Annotated in this window: 17 protein-coding genes; 12 read left to right on the top strand and 5 right to left on the bottom strand. The window is 63.4% G+C overall.

Features of this window, described 5'->3' with window-relative positions; all coding sequences use genetic code 11:
* Positions 1–21: 21 nt before the first annotated feature.
* Positions 22–1,047: a LysM peptidoglycan-binding domain-containing protein gene (locus R3355_RS15495; RefSeq protein WP_318961983.1), complete on the bottom strand. Its 1,026-nt coding sequence runs from the start codon at positions 1,045–1,047 to the stop codon at positions 22–24.
* A gap of 152 nt (positions 1,048–1,199) precedes the next feature.
* On the opposite strand from R3355_RS15495, the gene def reads away from it, so the two are divergent.
* From def to R3355_RS15470, 5 genes are all read left to right on the top strand, one after another.
* Entirely contained in the window at positions 1,200–1,706 is a 507-nt protein-coding gene (gene def, locus R3355_RS15490; RefSeq protein WP_318948904.1) for a peptide deformylase, read from the top strand.
* A 68-nt stretch (positions 1,707–1,774) separates the two neighbouring features.
* The gene (gene fmt / locus R3355_RS15485; RefSeq protein ID WP_318961982.1) at positions 1,775–2,719 is read left to right on the top strand and encodes a methionyl-tRNA formyltransferase; all 945 of its coding nucleotides are present in this window, start codon (positions 1,775–1,777) and stop codon (positions 2,717–2,719) included.
* A complete protein-coding gene (rsmB, locus tag R3355_RS15480; RefSeq protein WP_318961981.1) occupies positions 2,716–4,020 on the top strand; it encodes a 16S rRNA (cytosine(967)-C(5))-methyltransferase RsmB in 1,305 nt (434 codons plus the stop codon). The genes fmt and rsmB overlap by 4 nt, the downstream gene beginning before the upstream one ends.
* Positions 4,021–4,136: 116 nt before the next feature.
* Positions 4,137–5,510 carry a Trk system potassium transporter TrkA gene (gene trkA / locus R3355_RS15475; protein WP_318961980.1) on the top strand — a complete coding sequence of 458 codons (1,374 nt, stop codon included), beginning with the start codon at positions 4,137–4,139 and terminating at the stop codon, positions 5,508–5,510.
* Between the two features lie 92 nt (positions 5,511–5,602).
* Positions 5,603–5,926, top strand: a complete 324-nt coding sequence (locus R3355_RS15470; protein WP_318961979.1) for a tetratricopeptide repeat protein — start codon at positions 5,603–5,605, stop codon at positions 5,924–5,926.
* A 41-nt stretch (positions 5,927–5,967) separates the two neighbouring features.
* Here R3355_RS15470 and R3355_RS15465 read toward each other — a convergent pair whose 3' ends face one another.
* From R3355_RS15465 to R3355_RS15455, 3 genes are all read right to left on the bottom strand, one after another.
* Positions 5,968–6,627, bottom strand: a complete 660-nt coding sequence (locus R3355_RS15465; protein ID WP_318961978.1) for a 7-cyano-7-deazaguanine/7-aminomethyl-7-deazaguanine transporter — start codon at positions 6,625–6,627, stop codon at positions 5,968–5,970.
* Between the two features lie 128 nt (positions 6,628–6,755).
* The gene (locus tag R3355_RS15460) at positions 6,756–7,019 is read right to left on the bottom strand and encodes a PilZ domain-containing protein (protein ID WP_318948898.1); all 264 of its coding nucleotides are present in this window, start codon (positions 7,017–7,019) and stop codon (positions 6,756–6,758) included.
* 100 nt (positions 7,020–7,119) lie between these two features.
* The gene (locus tag R3355_RS15455) at positions 7,120–8,007 is read right to left on the bottom strand and encodes a lysophospholipid acyltransferase (RefSeq protein ID WP_318961977.1); all 888 of its coding nucleotides are present in this window, start codon (positions 8,005–8,007) and stop codon (positions 7,120–7,122) included.
* A 364-nt stretch (positions 8,008–8,371) separates the two neighbouring features.
* Here R3355_RS15455 and R3355_RS15450 point away from each other — a divergent pair, with 364 nt between their 5' ends.
* The gene (locus R3355_RS15450) at positions 8,372–8,698 is read left to right on the top strand and encodes an IS110 family transposase (protein WP_318961976.1); all 327 of its coding nucleotides are present in this window, start codon (positions 8,372–8,374) and stop codon (positions 8,696–8,698) included.
* A complete protein-coding gene (locus R3355_RS15445; protein ID WP_318961975.1) occupies positions 8,613–9,344 on the top strand; it encodes an IS110 family transposase in 732 nt (243 codons plus the stop codon). Before R3355_RS15450 ends, R3355_RS15445 begins: the two co-directional genes overlap by 86 nt.
* 37 nt (positions 9,345–9,381) lie before the next feature.
* Here the strand turns inward: R3355_RS15445 and R3355_RS15440 are convergent, their stop codons facing one another.
* Positions 9,382–9,936: a DNA-3-methyladenine glycosylase I gene (locus R3355_RS15440; RefSeq protein ID WP_318961974.1), complete on the bottom strand. Its 555-nt coding sequence runs from the start codon at positions 9,934–9,936 to the stop codon at positions 9,382–9,384.
* Between the two features lie 83 nt (positions 9,937–10,019).
* Here R3355_RS15440 and glyQ point away from each other — a divergent pair, with 83 nt between their 5' ends.
* From glyQ to R3355_RS15415, 5 genes are all read left to right on the top strand, one after another.
* The gene (gene glyQ, locus R3355_RS15435; RefSeq protein ID WP_318961973.1) at positions 10,020–10,967 is read left to right on the top strand and encodes a glycine--tRNA ligase subunit alpha; all 948 of its coding nucleotides are present in this window, start codon (positions 10,020–10,022) and stop codon (positions 10,965–10,967) included.
* Positions 10,964–13,018, top strand: coding sequence for a glycine--tRNA ligase subunit beta (glyS, locus tag R3355_RS15430; protein WP_318961972.1), 2,055 nt, complete (start codon positions 10,964–10,966; stop codon positions 13,016–13,018). Before glyQ ends, glyS begins: the two co-directional genes overlap by 4 nt.
* Positions 13,019–13,128: 110 nt before the next feature.
* Positions 13,129–13,659: a D-glycero-beta-D-manno-heptose 1,7-bisphosphate 7-phosphatase gene (gene gmhB / locus R3355_RS15425; RefSeq protein ID WP_318961971.1), complete on the top strand. Its 531-nt coding sequence runs from the start codon at positions 13,129–13,131 to the stop codon at positions 13,657–13,659.
* Positions 13,660–13,696: 37 nt separating this feature from the next.
* Positions 13,697–14,470 carry a lysophospholipid acyltransferase family protein gene (locus R3355_RS15420; protein ID WP_318961970.1) on the top strand — a complete coding sequence of 258 codons (774 nt, stop codon included), beginning with the start codon at positions 13,697–13,699 and terminating at the stop codon, positions 14,468–14,470.
* Positions 14,471–14,845: 375 nt separating this feature from the next.
* Positions 14,846–15,469 (top strand): CDP-alcohol phosphatidyltransferase family protein, encoded by a 624-nt coding sequence (locus tag R3355_RS15415; RefSeq protein WP_318961969.1) that lies wholly within the window; start codon positions 14,846–14,848, stop codon positions 15,467–15,469.
* The last annotated feature ends 4 nt before the right edge of the window (positions 15,470–15,473 follow it).

The following is a 15,473-nucleotide window of genomic DNA, read 5'->3' as shown; positions in this document are numbered from 1 at the left end:
GCGCGGCTGGGGTCGGGGGCGTTACGGGTTACGCACCTTGTCCATCACGGCGAGCTGACGGTTCGCGCCGAGGATCAGGCCATAGCTGAGCTTGTCGTAGGTGCGGAACACCATCAGCAGACCGGCCCGCTCATCGGGGATCTTCACCGATTCGCCGGTGACCCGGTCGCGCACGGTTTCGCCGGTCTTGTACACCGCCAGCACGTTGCCCTCGGCCAGGCCATCACGCGCGCCCTTGTTCAGGGTGACCACGTCGAACTGGCCGATCTGGGTCACGCCACGCGGGACGTCGAGGATCAACCCGTTGATTTCGCTGCTCGGCTCGCTGGGCATGAAGGTCGAATTGATCGCCCGCTCTTCGGTGGCGAACAGACGATCGCCAAGGCGCACTTCCTGGGTCGTGCGGGTCAGGTTCATGGTGCCGATATCGCCTTCCTCGGCAACGATCTCACCGCCGCCGATGTCATCGGCGTTGATCCCGAGAAACTCCTGGGTATCGGGGTCTACGTAGGTTTTGCCCTGACGGAAGATGCCGTATACCGGTGCGGCTTCGTCGAAGGCCCCGCGGGCATAGACCCGATCGCCGGCACCACTGACCACACGCTCGGCGTCGCCGGCGACTATATAGGGCGCACCCTGGAATTCTTCCGGGGTATCGACGATACGGTTGCTCAGCAGAAAGCTGTTGATCGCCCCCAGCGGAATGGTCGGAATGGCTTCGGCCATCGGCGTGCTGCGGATCTGCGGCGACAACTTGATGGTGCCGCGCGATTCGCCGCGATCGAGCATCAGGCGCGGTTGGCCGTCGATGTAGACCAGGCTGAGCAGGTCGCCGGGATAGATCAGATGTGGGTTTGCCACCTGTGGGTTGGCGTGCCAGATTTCCGGCCATTTCCACGGTTGGCTGAGAAACCGCCCGGAAATATCCCAGAGAGTATCGCCCTTGACCACGGTATAACGGTCTGGGTGACCGTCCTTGAGTTGCACTTCGGCCTGGGCCAAGCCGCCTGCGGCGAGCAGAAGCAGGGCGAGTAGTGATTTCCTCATGCGGTGAATCCCTTTATTATGTGCCTTCACGTGGAGCGCCCTAGCGCCGCGAATAAACCCAGTAGTACTGCGGCGTGAAGCCGTTTTTCAATGCTGCTCATCATCTTAGCAGCGGATTTTGACTTTATTCCACAAGTGCATCACAAACGCATATGGCGATTTTAAACATCCTCGAATTTCCCGATCCGCGCCTGCGCACCATCGCCAAGCCGGTGGACGTGGTCGACGACGCCTTGCGTCAGTTGATCGACGACATGTTCGAAACCATGTACGAAGCCCCCGGCATCGGCCTGGCCGCGACCCAGGTCAACGTACACAAGCGCCTGGTGGTAATGGATCTGTCGGAAGACAGAAGCGAACCACGGGTGTTCATCAACCCCGAATTCGAGATTCTCACCGACGAGGTGGACCAATATCAGGAGGGTTGCCTCTCGGTGCCGGGCTTCTACGAAAATGTCGACCGCCCGCAGAAGGTCAGGATCAAGGCGCTGGACCGCGATGGCCAGCCCTATGAGCTGATCGCCGAAGGCCTGCTTGCGGTGTGCATCCAGCACGAGTGCGACCACCTCAACGGCAAGCTGTTCGTCGATTACCTGTCCAACCTCAAACGCGACCGCATCAAGAAGAAACTGGAAAAGCAACATCGCCAGCAGGCTTGAGCCACACCTTGTATAGAAGGCTTGCCACGGCAAGCCTTTTTCTTTTCCGTAGTGATTAGCGAGAATCCATGTCCGAGTCTTTGCGCATCGTCTTCGCCGGCACCCCGGAGTTCGCCGCCGAACACCTCAAGGCCCTGCTCGATAGCCCTCACCAGATCGTTGCGGTGTATAGCCAGCCGGATCGCCCGGCCGGCCGCGGGCAGAAGCTCACCGCCAGCCCGGTCAAGCAACTGGCCGTGCAGCAGCAGATAGCGGTCCTGCAGCCGCAGACCCTGCGCGATCCGGCCGCCCAGGCCGAGCTGGCCGCGCTCAAACCCGATCTGCTGGTGGTGGTGGCCTACGGCCTGATCCTGCCGCAGGCGGTGCTGGATATCCCGCGCCTGGGTTGCCTCAACAGTCACGCCTCGTTGCTGCCGCGCTGGCGCGGCGCCGCGCCGATCCAGCGCGCCATCGAGGCCGGCGACAGCGAGTCAGGGGTTACCGTGATGCAGATGGAAGCCGGCCTGGACACCGGGCCGATGCTGCTGAAGGTGCGCACGCCGATCGCAGCCGACGACACTGGCGGCAGCCTGCACGACCGTCTGGCCCTTCTCGGCCCGCAGGCGGTGCTCCAGGCCATCGCCGGCCTGGCCGCCGGTACGCTGCAAGGCGAAGTGCAGGACGACAGCCTGGCAACCTACGCGCACAAATTGAACAAGGATGAGGCGCGTCTGGACTGGACACGCCCGGCCGTGGAGCTGGAGCGGCTGATCCGCGCCTTCAACCCCTGGCCGATCTGCCACAGCACGCTGAATGGCGAAGCGCTCAAGGTGCACGCCGCCGAGTTGGGCGAGGGCAGCGGTGCTCCCGGCACCATCCTGGCGGCCGATAAACAGGGCCTGACGGTGGCCTGCGGCCAAGGCGCACTGCGCCTAACCCGCCTGCAACTGCCCGGCGGCAAGGCGCTGAATTTCAGTGACCTGTATAACAGCCGCCGCGAGCAGTTCGCCGTCGGCCTGGTGCTCGGTCTATGAACCCGCGCCTGGCTGCCGCCCGCGCCCTGGCTGTGGTGCTCAATGGCAAGGCCTCGCTGGGCAGCAGCCTGCCGCCGCTGCTGGACAGGGTCGAGCAGCGCGACCGCGGCCTGGCCCAGGATCTGGCCTTCGGCACCGCACGCTGGCAGCCGCGCCTGGCGCTGATCGCCGACAAACTGCTGCAAAAACCCTTCAAGGCGGCCGACCGTGACGTCGAGGCGCTGCTGCTGATCGGCCTGTACCAGCTGTTCTACACCCGTATTCCGGCCCACGCCGCCATCGGCGAGACGGTGGCCTGTGTCGACAAGTTGAAGAAGCCTTCGCTCAAGGGCCTGCTCAATGCCGTGCTGCGCAACGCCCAGCGCGACAGCGAAAGCATTATTGCCAGCCTGGACCGCGATCCGGTGCTGCACAGCGCCCATCCGCGCTGGCTGCAGAAAGCCCTGAAAGCCCAGTGGCCCGAGCATTGGCAGGCCATCTGCGCGGCCAACAATGCCCATCCGCCGCTGATCTTGCGGGTCAATCGGCGCCTCGGCAGCCGCGATGACTACCTGGCCGAGCTGCGTCTGAGTGGATTCGCAAGCGAACCCTGCACGTTCAGCCGCGACGGCATCCGCTTGCTCCAGGCGTGCGACGTCACCAGCTTGCCGGGCTTCGCCGCAGGCCGGGTCAGCGTACAGGACGAAGCCGCGCAACTGGCCGCCGACCTGCTCGAGCTGGCGCCCGGGCAACGGGTGCTGGATGCCTGCTGCGCACCGGGCGGCAAGACCTGTCACCTGCTCGAAGCCGAACCCGCACTGGCCGGCGTGGTGGCGGTGGACCTGGAAGAAAAGCGCCTGGTGCGGGTGCGTGAAAACCTCAAGCGCCTCAACCTCGACGCCGAACTGATCGCCGCCGATGGACGTGATACCGCGGCCTGGTGGGACGGCACGCCGTTCCAGCGGATTCTGCTCGACGCGCCGTGCTCGGCCACCGGGGTGATTCGCCGCCATCCGGATATAAAACTGACCCGTCAGCCCGCGGATATTCCCGCGTTGGCCCAGTTGCAGGGCGAGTTGCTGGATGCCCTGTGGCCGACCCTGGAAGTCGGCGGCATCCTGCTGTACGCCACCTGCTCGGTGCTGCCAACGGAAAACAGCGACAACATCGCCGCCTTTCTCGCCCGCACGCCAAGCGCACGCGAGCTGCAGATAAGCGCCGACTTCGGTCTGCAGCCAGCCCATGGCCGCCAGCTCCTGCCACAAATCGACGGCCACGATGGTTTCTACTATGCCAAGCTGAGCAAGATCACCACATGCTGAACAGATTCGTCGGGTGGACCGGGCCGCGCAGGCTCGCATCCACCGCAACGTCCGTATAACTGGAGTTGGTGGTCGCGAGCTGAACGCAGCCCAGCCCACCCAACAGGAGCGATCGCTTGAAAATCATCATTCTCGGCGCCGGTCAGGTCGGTGGAACCCTGGCGGAGCACCTGGCCAGCGAGGCCAACGACATCACCGTGGTCGACACCGACGGCGATCGCCTGCGCGACCTCGGCGACCGCCTGGATATCCGCACCGTGCAGGGTCGTGGCTCCTTCCCTACGGTACTGCGCCAGGCCGGCGCGGACGATGCCGACATGCTGATCGCGGTAACCAACAGCGATGAAGTCAACATGATCGCCTGCCAGGTCGCCTACAGCCTGTTCCACACCCCGACCAAGATCGCCCGGGTGCGCGAGGCCGCCTACCTGACCCGCTCCGGCCTGTTCTGCAACGAGTCGATCCCGGTGGATGTGCTGATCAGCCCGGAACAGGTGGTGACCAACTACATCAAGCGCCTGATCGAATACCCTGGCGCCCTGCAGGTGATCGACTTCGCCGAGGGCAAGGCCCAGCTGGTGGCCGTGCGCGCCTACTACGGCGGCCCGCTGGTCGGCCAGCAACTGCGCCAGCTGCGCGAGCACATGCCCAATGTCGACACCCGGGTGGCAGCGATCTTCCGTCGCAACCGGCCAATCATTCCCCAGGGCGATACCGTGATCGAGGCCGACGACGAGGTGTTCTTCATCGCCGCCAAGGGCCACATTCGTGCGGTGATGAGCGAGATGCGTCGTCTCGAAGTCAGCTACAAGAAGGTAGTGATCGCCGGCGGCGGGCATATCGGCGAGCGCCTGGCCGAGGCCATCGAGAGCCGCTACCAGGTGAAGATCATCGAGATGAACCCGGCACGCTGCCGCTATCTCTCGGAAAACCTCGACAGCACCGTGGTCCTGCAAGGCAGCGCCTCGGACAAGAACCTGCTGGTCGAGGAGAACATCAGCGACGCCGACATCTTCCTCGCCCTGACCAACGATGATGAGGCCAATATCATGTCGTCCTTGCTGGCCAAGCGTCTCGGTGCGCGCAAGGTGATGACCCTGATCAACAACCCGGCCTATGTCGACCTGGTCCAGGGCGGCGAAATCGACATCGCCATCAGCCCGCAGCTGGCCACCATTGGCACCCTGCTGACCCACGTGCGCCGTGGCGATATCGTCAGCGTGCACTCCTTGCGCCGCGGTGCCGCCGAAGCCATCGAGGCCATCGCCCACGGCGACGCCAAGTCGAGCAAAGTGGTCGGCCGCGCCATCAAGGACATCCCGCTGCCGCCGGGCACCACCATCGGCGCAATCATCCGCGCCGAGGAAGTGCTGATCGCCCACGACGCCACCGTGATCGAATCCGGCGACCATGTGATCCTGTTCCTGGTGGACAAGAAATACATCCGCGATGCCGAACGCCTGTTCCAGGTTGGCCTGACGTTTTTCTGAGCCCAGGAGCGGGCCATGCCCGCGAAGCTCTTGTGTTGCCCGGCTCGCGGGTATGGAACTAGGCGTTCCCCTCGCTCCTACTCGGAGGTTTTATGCTCGAATCCCTGGAAAAAATGCTGGCCAAGGGCGTGGACAACGCCCTGCTGCGCTTCGGCCTGGGCAAGGGCTACCTGGATGCAGGCGAACCGGCGCGCGCCGCCGAACACCTGCAGCGCTGCGTCGCGTTCGACCCCACGTATTCGGCCGCCTGGAAGCTGCTGGGCAGGGCGCTGCTGGCCGCCGAGCAACCGCTGGCGGCCCGCCAGGCCTGGAAACAGGGCCTGCAAGCCGCGCGCGGTCATGGCGACAAGCAGGCGGAAAAGGAAATGACGGTATTTCTGCGCAAGCTGGATAAACACCAGCAGCAACCCGAGTAGCTCACGAGCAGTCGATCGCCCGGCTGGCTGCGCCGCCGCCGTCAACCTCGGGAAGATAGCGCCGCGCGCTTGGGCACAGCCCGGGCGATGGCGTTGAGCAGCATGCCGTAGAGCGGCACGAAGAGCAGCAGGCTGACCGCCAGCTTGATCGCGTAGTCCACGCTGGCGATCTCGACCCAGTGCTCGGCCATGAACGGGTCGCTGCTGTGCCAGAAGGCGATGGAGAAGAAGACGAAGGTATCCAGCAGGTTGCCCAGCACCGTCGAGGCGGCCGGGGCCACCCACCATTGCCGCAGGTTGCGCAAACGGTCGAATACCTGGATATCCAGCAGCTGGCCGAGGACATAGGCGAGGAAGCTGGCCAGGGCGATACGGGCGACGAATACGTTGAACTCCTGCAACGCGCTAACGCCGGCAAAACTGCCGTTCTGGAACAGCACGGACACCCCATAAGAGGCGGCCAGCGCGGGCAGCATGACCCGCGCGATCACCTGGCGGGCGGGCGTCTTGCCGAGCAGGCGCACGGTGAGGTCGGTGGCCAGGAAGATGAACGGAAAGCTGAACGCACCCCAGGTGGTCTGCCAACCGAACAAGGTCATGGGCAGTTGCACCAGGTAGTTGCTGGCGATGATGATCAGCATGTGAAAGGCGATCAGGCCGGCCAGAGCCGGGCGCCAGATCGTCGCAGAGACGGAGGGCATGGCATGTCCTTTTTGAATGAGATGGGGTTAGGGAACCCATTGCCGCGGCGGGAAACTATCAACCGCGCGGCATTCTAGCGTTTTCTTGACCGCCAGGATAAGTTTTTATGTGCACAGCAGACGATTGGTCAGCGCTCGATGAAGCGCAGGCCGATACCTTCGGCATCCACCCGCATCACCTCCATGTGCAGCACCGGCGCCTCGATCGGCAGGTCCTGCACCTGACCCGTGACTATCGTGCCCTGGGGCAGGGCCAGCAGATCCGGGTGTTTGACATAGACACCACCATCGGACAGGTCGCGGGTCTGCGCCACCACTTCCCCAAAACTCGGGTGACAGATCTTGATCCGGCACTTCATCGAGGTACGTGGATGCTGGCGCTGACTGGGCATAGTGGTGACCGTCCTGAGCAGGTGAGGTGCGATTAATAGCGCAAAATCCTGGAAAAACCGAGCAGCAATGGGAAAAAAGACGCCGAGTGGACGCCTCGACTCAATACCACTTCGGCTCGCCTGGCGGGCGCTTCTTGAAGCGTTTCATGCTCCACATGTACTGGCTCGGGTAGGCCCGCACGTATTTCTCGATGACCCCGCTCATGGCCGCCACTGCGGTCTCCACGTCGTCGCCGTACATCTCTGCCGGGGCGGCCTCGAGGATCACCTTGAAGCCGGAGCCATCGGCCAGGCGCAGGGCATGCAGGAACACCCCGCGGGCCTTGCCGCCGACCAGCATGCCGGCCACGAACTTGCTGGTCAGCGCCTGGGTCGCCAGGAAGGGCACGAACACGCCCGCCGACAGACTGGGCTCGGGGTCGGCGGGAATGCCCACGGCACCGCCTTTGCGCACTTCCTTGATGATGCTGATGATGCCTTCACGGGTCGAGGGCGCCACCCGGTTGCCCAACTGCACCCGCTGCTGGCGCAACAGCTCGTCGACCGCCTTGAGCTTGGGCGGTCGGTAGAAAATGATTGGTTTGCACTGGGCGCAGTAGAAGTGATTGAGCACTTCCCAGTTGCCCAGGTGACTGGTAATGCCGACCACGCCCTTGCCACTGGCCAAGGCCTCCTCGAGGACTTCCAGGCCCTCGACCTCACGGACCAGGCCGATGGACTTCTGTGCCGGCCAGATCCAGGCGCAGGCGCTTTCGGTGAGGGTCTTGCCGATGTCCTTGAGGCTCTGACCGACCAGGCGCTCACGCTCGGCCTCGTCCAGCTCGGGGAAACACTTGGCCAGATTGATCCGCACCACCGTGCGCGAGCTATTCGGCAGCTTCCACATCAACCAGCCGATGGCCGCGCCCAAGCTTTGCACCGCGCGCCAGGGCAGCAGGGCGAACAGGCGCAGGAAACCCACCACCAAGGCACCTTTGAGCTTTTCCACAGACAACTCCCCAAGGGCAAAAGGTGCCTAGTGTAACCAAGAGTGGCCGGGGCCGAGCAATGCCAAGGACGTAGGGCGAGTGCAACCCGCCAGTCACGCGGATGATCCAGGCGGGTTGCACCCGCCCTTGTATCTCGACTATTGCCTCCCAAAGAGGCGATAGTTCCCGACAGATCATCGGGGGAGGGCCAGGAAGACGTACCCACCCTCAGGCCTCGAGCCTGTCTCGTAGATAGTGCTCCGGCCCTCCACACTCACTCGCAAAGTTCGAACGGTATCTAGGGCCTACCTCGGGTAAGAGCTCGCATTCACAAGGTTGGACAGGGTGCAGTGATGATCGTCATAAATCGATAAAGGAGAGCTTATGTCCAGTATCGTTGGCATCGATATCGCCAAGCACAGCTTCGATATCGCCACCCTGCAAGCCAATGGCAAATACCGCACCAAGAGCAAGCTGGCCAATGAGGCGACGGGGTTTCAGACGCTCCAGCAGTGGCTGGCCAAATACGCCGAGCCGAGCGCCTGGATCGTGATGGAAGCCACCGGGGTCTACCACGAGGCCTTGGCGGAGTACCTGCATCAACTGGTGTTACCGCGTGTGCGTCATGAATCCTGCGCAGATCGCCCGCTACGCCCAGAGCCAGTTACAGCGGGTCAAGACGGATCGAGTCGACGCCAAGTTGATTGCTGACTATGGCCAACGGCACCTGGACAAGCTGCGTGCCTGGCAACCCGAACCGCTGGCCGTGCGGCGGTTGCGAGCGCTGGTGCGTCGGCTGGAAGACCTCAAGGAGATCGAGCAGATGGAGCTCAATCGCCTGGAGGTTTCGCACGCCAGTGTTCAGGACTCTATCCGCTCAGTGTTGCAGCATGTCCAACAGCAGATTGCCGATACCCTGAAAGCGATCCAGGATCACATCGACAGCGACCCGGACTTGCGCGGCAAGCGCGATCTACTGGTCAGCATCGACGGTATCGGCGACAAGACGGCGGCCTTGCTACTGGCCGAGTTGGGCGATCCCTTGAAGTTCAAGAGTGCTCGGGCGATCGCCGCGTTTGCTGGGCTGAATCCGAAGCTGCAGGACTCCGGCAAACACAAAGGCCATGTGTCTATCTCTCGCATGGGCTCCGGCCGTCTGCGCTCCGGGATGTACATGCCTACGGTCGCGGCGATGATTCACAATGCGGCGATCAAAGCCCTGAAGGAGCGCCTGCAAGCCCGCGGAAAGGCCGGCAAGCAGATCGTCTGTGCGGCAATGCGCAAACTGCTCCACATCGCCTATGGGGTACTCAAATCAGGCGAGCCATTTGATGTCAAAAAGGCCCTTGCCCGATGAGGGGCAAGACGGTATCTACGGGGTCGCACCATCCCCGCTAGGCACGGCACAGCACGGCATAGCGGTCACAATCGGTGGTGTGGTCCATGACCATGCCCGTGGCCTGCATATAGGCGTAGCAGATGGTCGGGCCGACGAAGGTGAAACCGGCCTTCTTCAGGGCGCGGCTCATGGCCTCGGCCTCGGCGGTGACGGCCGGCACCTGGCTGCGCTCGCTGAAATGATTGATCCTGGGCGCGCCACCGACGAACGACCAGAGCAGCGTCAGCGGATCCTCCAGCCTCAGCCAGGCCTGGGCGTTCTGCCGCGCAGCCTTGAGCTTCAGGCGGTTGCGGATGATCCCGGCGTCCTGCATCAGGCTTTCCAGGTATTCATCGCTCATCACAGCCAAGCGCTGGGGGTCGAAGCCGAACAGCACCTCGCGGTAGCGTTCGCGCTTCTTCAGCACGGTTATCCAGGACAAGCCGGCCTGGAAGCCCTCCAGCAGCAGTAATTCGAACAGCGCCTGGGGATCGCGCTGCGGCACGCCCCATTCCTGATCGTGATAGGCCTGGTAGAGCGGGTCATCGGTACACCAGAAGCAGCGGGGCATAGGGCCTTCCTGGGCGGTGGAGGCCGCGTGGATTGGGGTATACTCCCGCCCTTTCTGTCGCAGCCCCAACAGGTGAATTTTCCGTGAGCCAGACTACGCCTGCCGTGCGCACCTTCCAAGACTTGATCCTCGTCCTGCAGCAATACTGGGCCGAGCAAGGTTGTGTGGTGATGCAGCCTTACGATATGGAAGTGGGCGCCGGCACCTTCCACACTGCCACTTTCCTGCGCGCCATCGGCCCGGAGACCTGGAACGCCGCCTACGTGCAGCCCTCCCGTCGCCCCACCGACGGCCGCTACGGCGAGAACCCCAACCGCCTGCAGCATTACTACCAGTTCCAGGTGGTGCTCAAACCCAATCCGGAAAACTTCCAGGAGCTGTACCTCGGATCGCTGCAGGCCATCGGTATCGATCCGCTGGTGCACGACATCCGCTTCGTCGAGGACAACTGGGAATCGCCGACCCTCGGCGCCTGGGGTCTGGGCTGGGAAATCTGGCTGAACGGCATGGAAGTCACCCAGTTCACCTACTTCCAGCAGGTCGGCGGCATCGAGTGCTACCCGGTGACCGGCGAGATCACCTACGGTCTCGAGCGCCTGGCCATGTACATTCAAGGCGTCGACTCGGTCTATGACCTGGTGTGGACCGACGGCCAGTTCGGCACCGTCACCTATGGCGATGTGTTCCACCAGAACGAAGTGGAACAGTCGACCTACAACTTCGAGCACGCCAACGTCGACAAGCTGTTCGAGCTGTTCGATTTCTACGAGAGCGAAGCCAATCGCCTGATCGAGCTGGAACTGCCGCTGCCGACCTACGAGATGGTGCTCAAGGCCTCGCACACCTTCAACCTGCTGGACGCCCGTCGGGCCATTTCGGTGACTGCTCGCCAGCAATACATCCTGCGCGTACGCGCCCTGGCCCGCGCGGTGGCGCAGAGCTACCTGCAGGCGCGGCGCAAACTCGGCTTCCCGCTCGCCGCCCCCGACCTGCGTGATGAAGTATTGGCAAAGCTGGAGGCAGCAGAATGAGTGCGCACGACTTTCTGGTTGAACTGGGCACCGAAGAGCTGCCGCCGAAATCCCTGAACACCCTGGGCCAAGCCTTCCTCGCCGGCATCGAAAAAGGCCTCAAAGCCGCTGGCCTGAGCTATGGCAAGGTGCGCTACTACGCCGCGCCGCGGCGTCTGGCGGTACTGGTCGAGCAACTTGAAGAGCAACAGGCCGATCGCACCCAGAACCTCGATGGACCGCCGCTGCAGGCGGCCTTCGACAAGGACGGTAACCCGACCCAGGCCGCCCTGGGCTTCGCCAAGAAGTGTGGCGTCGACCTGGCCGAGATCGACCAGAGCGGCCCCAAGCTGAGATTCAGCCAGCGCATTCCCGGCCAGGCCGCCGCCAGTCTGCTGCCCGGCATCGTCGAGACCTCGTTGAACGAGCTGCCGATCCCCAAGCGCATGCGCTGGGGCGCGCGCAAGACCGAATTCGTCCGTCCGAGCCAGTGGCTGGTGATGCTGTTCGGCGATGCGGTGATCGACTGTGAAATCCTCGCCCAGACATCCGGGCGGGTCTCCCGTGGTCATCGCTTCCACGCCAATCAGGAAGTGCGCATCTCCACGCCGGCCAACTACGCCGAAGACCTGCGCAGCGCCTATGTGATCGCCGATTTCGCCGAGCGTCGCGCGCAGATCGCCGCGCGCATCGAGCAACTGGCCAGCGAACAACAGGGCACGGCCATAGTGCCGCCAGCCCTGCTCGATGAAGTCAGTGCCCTGGTTGAATGGCCGGTGCCGCTGGTCTGCTCGTTCGAGGAGCGCTTCCTCGAGGTCCCCCAGGAAGCGCTGATCATCACCATGCAGGACAACCAGAAGTACTTCTGCCTGCTCGATGCCAACGGCAAGCTGCTGCCGCGCTTTATCACCGTGGCCAACATCGAAAGCAAGGATGCGCAGCAGATCATTTCCGGCAACGAGAAGGTGGTGCGTCCGCGTCTGACCGACGCCGAGTTCTTCTTCAAGCAGGACCAGAAGCACAAGCTCGAGACCTTCAATCAGCGCCTGGCCAACGTGGTGTTCCAGGCCCAGCTCGGCTCGGTCTTCGATAAGGCCAAGCGGGTGTCGGAGCTGGCCGGTTTCATCGCCCAGCGCATCGGCGGCGACGCTACTCGCGCCGCGCGCGCCGGCCTGCTGTGCAAGTGCGACCTGGCCAGCGAGATGGTCGGCGAGTTCCCGGAAATGCAGGGCATCGCCGGTTACTACTACGCCAAGCATGACGGCGAAGCGGAAGACGTCGCCCTGGCGCTGAACGAGCACTACATGCCGCGCGGTGCCGGCGCCGAACTGCCGAGCACCCTGACCGGCGCCGCGGTGGCCCTGGCCGACAAGCTCGACACCCTGGTCGGCATCTTCGGCATCGGCATGCTGCCCACCGGCAGCAAGGACCCCTATGCCCTGCGTCGCGCGGCCCTCGGTGTGCTGCGCATCCTGATCGAGAAACAGCTGGATCTGGATCTGATGGCGACCGTCGCCTTCGCCATCGAACAGTTCGACGGCAAGGTCAAAGCCGGCGATCTGGCGTCCCAGGTGCAGGACTTCATCTTCGACCGCCTGCGCGCGCGTTATGAAGACGAAGGCGTCGATGTCGCCGTCTATCAGGCCGTGCGGGCGGTCAATCCGGTCTCGCCGCTGGACTTCGACCAGCGCGTGCAGGCCGTGCAGGCCTTCCGCACCTTGCCTGAAGCGGCGGCCCTGGCCGCCGCCAACAAGCGCGTGTCGAATCTGCTGGGCAAGGCCGAGGGTCAGGTCGCCGCGAGCATCCAGGCCCACCACTTCGATACGCCGAGCGAGTTCACCCTCAACGCCGCCATCCAGCAGGCCGAACAGACCGTCCAGCCTCTGGCCGCGGCGCGGCAGTACAGCGCCGCCCTGGCGCAACTGGCCAGCCTGCGCGAACCGGTGGACGCCTTCTTCGAGTCGGTGCTGGTCAACGCCGAAAACCCGGCGGTGCGGGCTAACCGCTACGCCCTGCTGGCCAAGCTGCGTGGCCTGTTCCTCGGCGTGGCCGATATCTCGGTGCTGGGCTGAGACTTGCCTGATCGTAGGATGGGGCGGGCCGCGCAGGTTGAGCTCGGCGCTACCCATCATCACCCTTCGCCGGGTGGCGGCCAACACCGCCACCCGGCCATGGACATCCCATGAAACTGCTGATTCTCGACCGCGACGGCGTGATCAATTACGACTCCGACGCCTATATCAAAAACCTCGACGAGTGGATTCCGCTGCCCGGTGCCGTCGAAGCCATCGCCCGCTTGTCCAGGGCCGGCTGGACGGTCGCGGTGGCCACCAACCAGTCCGGCCTGGCCCGTGGCTACTACGATCAGGCGGCGCTCGACGCGATGCACGCGCGCCTGCGCCAACTGGTCGCCGAACAGGGCGGAGAACTGGGGCTGATCGTGCATTGTCCGCATGGCCCGGACGACGGTTGCGACTGCCGCAAGCCAAAGCCCGGTATGCTCCGGCAGATCGCCGCGCACTACAACGTCAGCCTGGACGGGGTGTGGTTCGTCGGTGACAGCAGCCGTGACCTCAAAGCCGCACTGGCCGTCGGTTGTCAGCCGGTACTGGTCAAGACCGGCAAGGGCCTGCTGACCCTAGCCCAGCCATTGCCTGCAGGCACCCTGGTATTCGATGATCTGGCGGCGGTCGCCAGCCAACTTATCCACTGAATGAAGCGGGCTCAGCCTGCTGACGGTAAACGCTCCCATGTCGACAATGCAGACCATCAGAACCTTCCTTTTCTACCTGTTGCTGTCTGTCAGCGCGTGCTTCTGGTGCATCCTCAGCGTATTCGTCGCGCCCTTCCTGCCGTTTCGGGCGCGCTACCGTTTCGTCAATCAGACCTGGTGCCGCTGCGCCGTCTGGCTGGCCAAGGTGGTGCTGGGCATCCGCTATGAAGTCAAAGGCCTGGAGAACATTCCGCAACGGCCGTGCGTGATCCTCGCCAAACACCAGAGCACCTGGGAGACCTTCTTCCTCTCGGCGCTGTTCGAGCCGCTGAGCCAGGTGATCAAGCGCGAACTGCTCTATGTGCCGTTCTTCGGCTGGGCCATGGCCATGCTCAAACCCATCGCCATCGACCGCAGCAACCCCAAAGCCGCGCTCAAGCAGCTGGCCAAGCAGGGCCACGAGCGCCTGGAGCAGGGCGCCTGGGTACTGATCTTCCCGGAAGGCACGCGGATCGCCACCGGCCAGATCGGCAAATTCTCCCGTGGCGGCGCCTCCCTGGCGGTCAACGCCAACCTGCCGGTATTGCCCATCGCCCACAACGCCGGCGAGTTCTGGCCGAAGGAAGGCTGGGGCAAGACCCCCGGCACCATTCAGGTGGTGATAGGCCCGGCCATGCAGGCCGAAGGTACAGGCCCGCGGGCAATTGCCGAGTTGAACGAGCGCGCCTTCGCCTGGATCAGCCAGGCACAGCGCGATATCGGCGCCCTGGCCGCTGAAGACGCTGCCTGCGATGTCAGCCAAAGCATCTAGAACACCGGCGGGCTCGGAACAACCCCCCAGAGCGGTGGTGAGATAACGCTCACCTGCTGTGCAACCTCCAGACAGCGCCGCTGTGTTGGGCAACGGCGTTGGGTATTTTCACAATCTCTGAACCGACAGGCTTCTGGAAAAATTGTGGATAAGCTGTGCGTGAAATAGCATTAAAACGCCACTTAACAATGTAATTAATTGATTATTATCAATTTTATTACGCTCATGGAAGACTCGCTGGCGGGGTATAAGTTTTTCCCGCGGGCCATCATCTTTACCAATCCGGCACTGGCGCACAGTCTTCACAGACAGCTGGGCGGGCAAAACGGCTAAGCTGATTCGACAGGTCACTGCATTGAAAGGGAATTCAAACTCATGCTCTCCATCTATCAGCTCAAGCCCGCTTTTCAGAACCTGCTGCGCCCTGGCGTAAAGCACCTCTACGACAGAGGCGTGACCGCCAATCAGGTCACCCTGTTCGCCGCCGTGGTTTCCGTTCTGCTCGGCATCCTGCTGATGGCCTTGCCTCAGCACACCTGGCTGTTCGCCCTGATTCCCCTGTGGATGCTGTTGCGCATGGCGCTGAATGCCGTGGACGGCATGCTCGCCCGCGAGTTCGGCCAACAGTCGCGGCTCGGCGCCTACCTCAATGAACTCTGCGACCTGATCGCCGACAGCGCCCTGTTTCTACCCTTCGCCTTGCTCCCCGGCGTCTCACCGCTGCTGCTGGTGCTAGTCGTGCTGCTGGCCCTGATCAGCGAATACGCCGGCGTACTCGGGCCCATGGTCGGTGCCTCGCGCCGCTACGACGGGCCCATGGGCAAGAGCGACCGGGCCTTCTGCTTTGGCGTACTGGGGGCCGGCGTGGCCTGCGGGTTGCTGTCCGCAGCCTGGCTAAATGGCCTGCTCGCGGTGATTCTCGCCCTGTTGCTCTACACCCTCTATAACCGCGTACGCCAAGGCCTGGCCGAAGCGGCGCAGCCAACTGATTCGGAATAAGGAT

It is taken from the genome of Pseudomonas sp., from assembly GCF_033723075.1.
GTDB lineage: Bacteria > Pseudomonadota > Gammaproteobacteria > Pseudomonadales > Pseudomonadaceae > Aquipseudomonas.
This window is presented reverse-complemented; position numbering and strand designations above follow the sequence as displayed.

Coding starts and splice junctions, on each gene's coding strand:
- R3355_RS15495 (WP_318961983.1), bottom strand. CDS start 1,047: ATGAGGAAATCACTACTCGCCCTGCTTCTGCTCGCCGCAGGCGGCTTG.
- def (WP_318948904.1), top strand. CDS start 1,200: ATGGCGATTTTAAACATCCTCGAATTTCCCGATCCGCGCCTGCGCACC.
- fmt (WP_318961982.1), top strand. CDS start 1,775: ATGTCCGAGTCTTTGCGCATCGTCTTCGCCGGCACCCCGGAGTTCGCC.
- rsmB (WP_318961981.1), top strand. CDS start 2,716: ATGAACCCGCGCCTGGCTGCCGCCCGCGCCCTGGCTGTGGTGCTCAAT.
- R3355_RS15470 (WP_318961979.1), top strand. CDS start 5,603: ATGCTCGAATCCCTGGAAAAAATGCTGGCCAAGGGCGTGGACAACGCC.
- R3355_RS15465 (WP_318961978.1), bottom strand. CDS start 6,627: ATGCCCTCCGTCTCTGCGACGATCTGGCGCCCGGCTCTGGCCGGCCTG.
- R3355_RS15460 (WP_318948898.1), bottom strand. CDS start 7,019: ATGCCCAGTCAGCGCCAGCATCCACGTACCTCGATGAAGTGCCGGATC.
- R3355_RS15450 (WP_318961976.1), top strand. CDS start 8,372: ATGTCCAGTATCGTTGGCATCGATATCGCCAAGCACAGCTTCGATATC.
- R3355_RS15445 (WP_318961975.1), top strand. CDS start 8,613: ATGAATCCTGCGCAGATCGCCCGCTACGCCCAGAGCCAGTTACAGCGG.
- R3355_RS15440 (WP_318961974.1), bottom strand. CDS start 9,936: ATGCCCCGCTGCTTCTGGTGTACCGATGACCCGCTCTACCAGGCCTAT.
- glyS (WP_318961972.1), top strand. CDS start 10,964: ATGAGTGCGCACGACTTTCTGGTTGAACTGGGCACCGAAGAGCTGCCG.
- gmhB (WP_318961971.1), top strand. CDS start 13,129: ATGAAACTGCTGATTCTCGACCGCGACGGCGTGATCAATTACGACTCC.
- R3355_RS15420 (WP_318961970.1), top strand. CDS start 13,697: ATGTCGACAATGCAGACCATCAGAACCTTCCTTTTCTACCTGTTGCTG.
- R3355_RS15415 (WP_318961969.1), top strand. CDS start 14,846: ATGCTCTCCATCTATCAGCTCAAGCCCGCTTTTCAGAACCTGCTGCGC.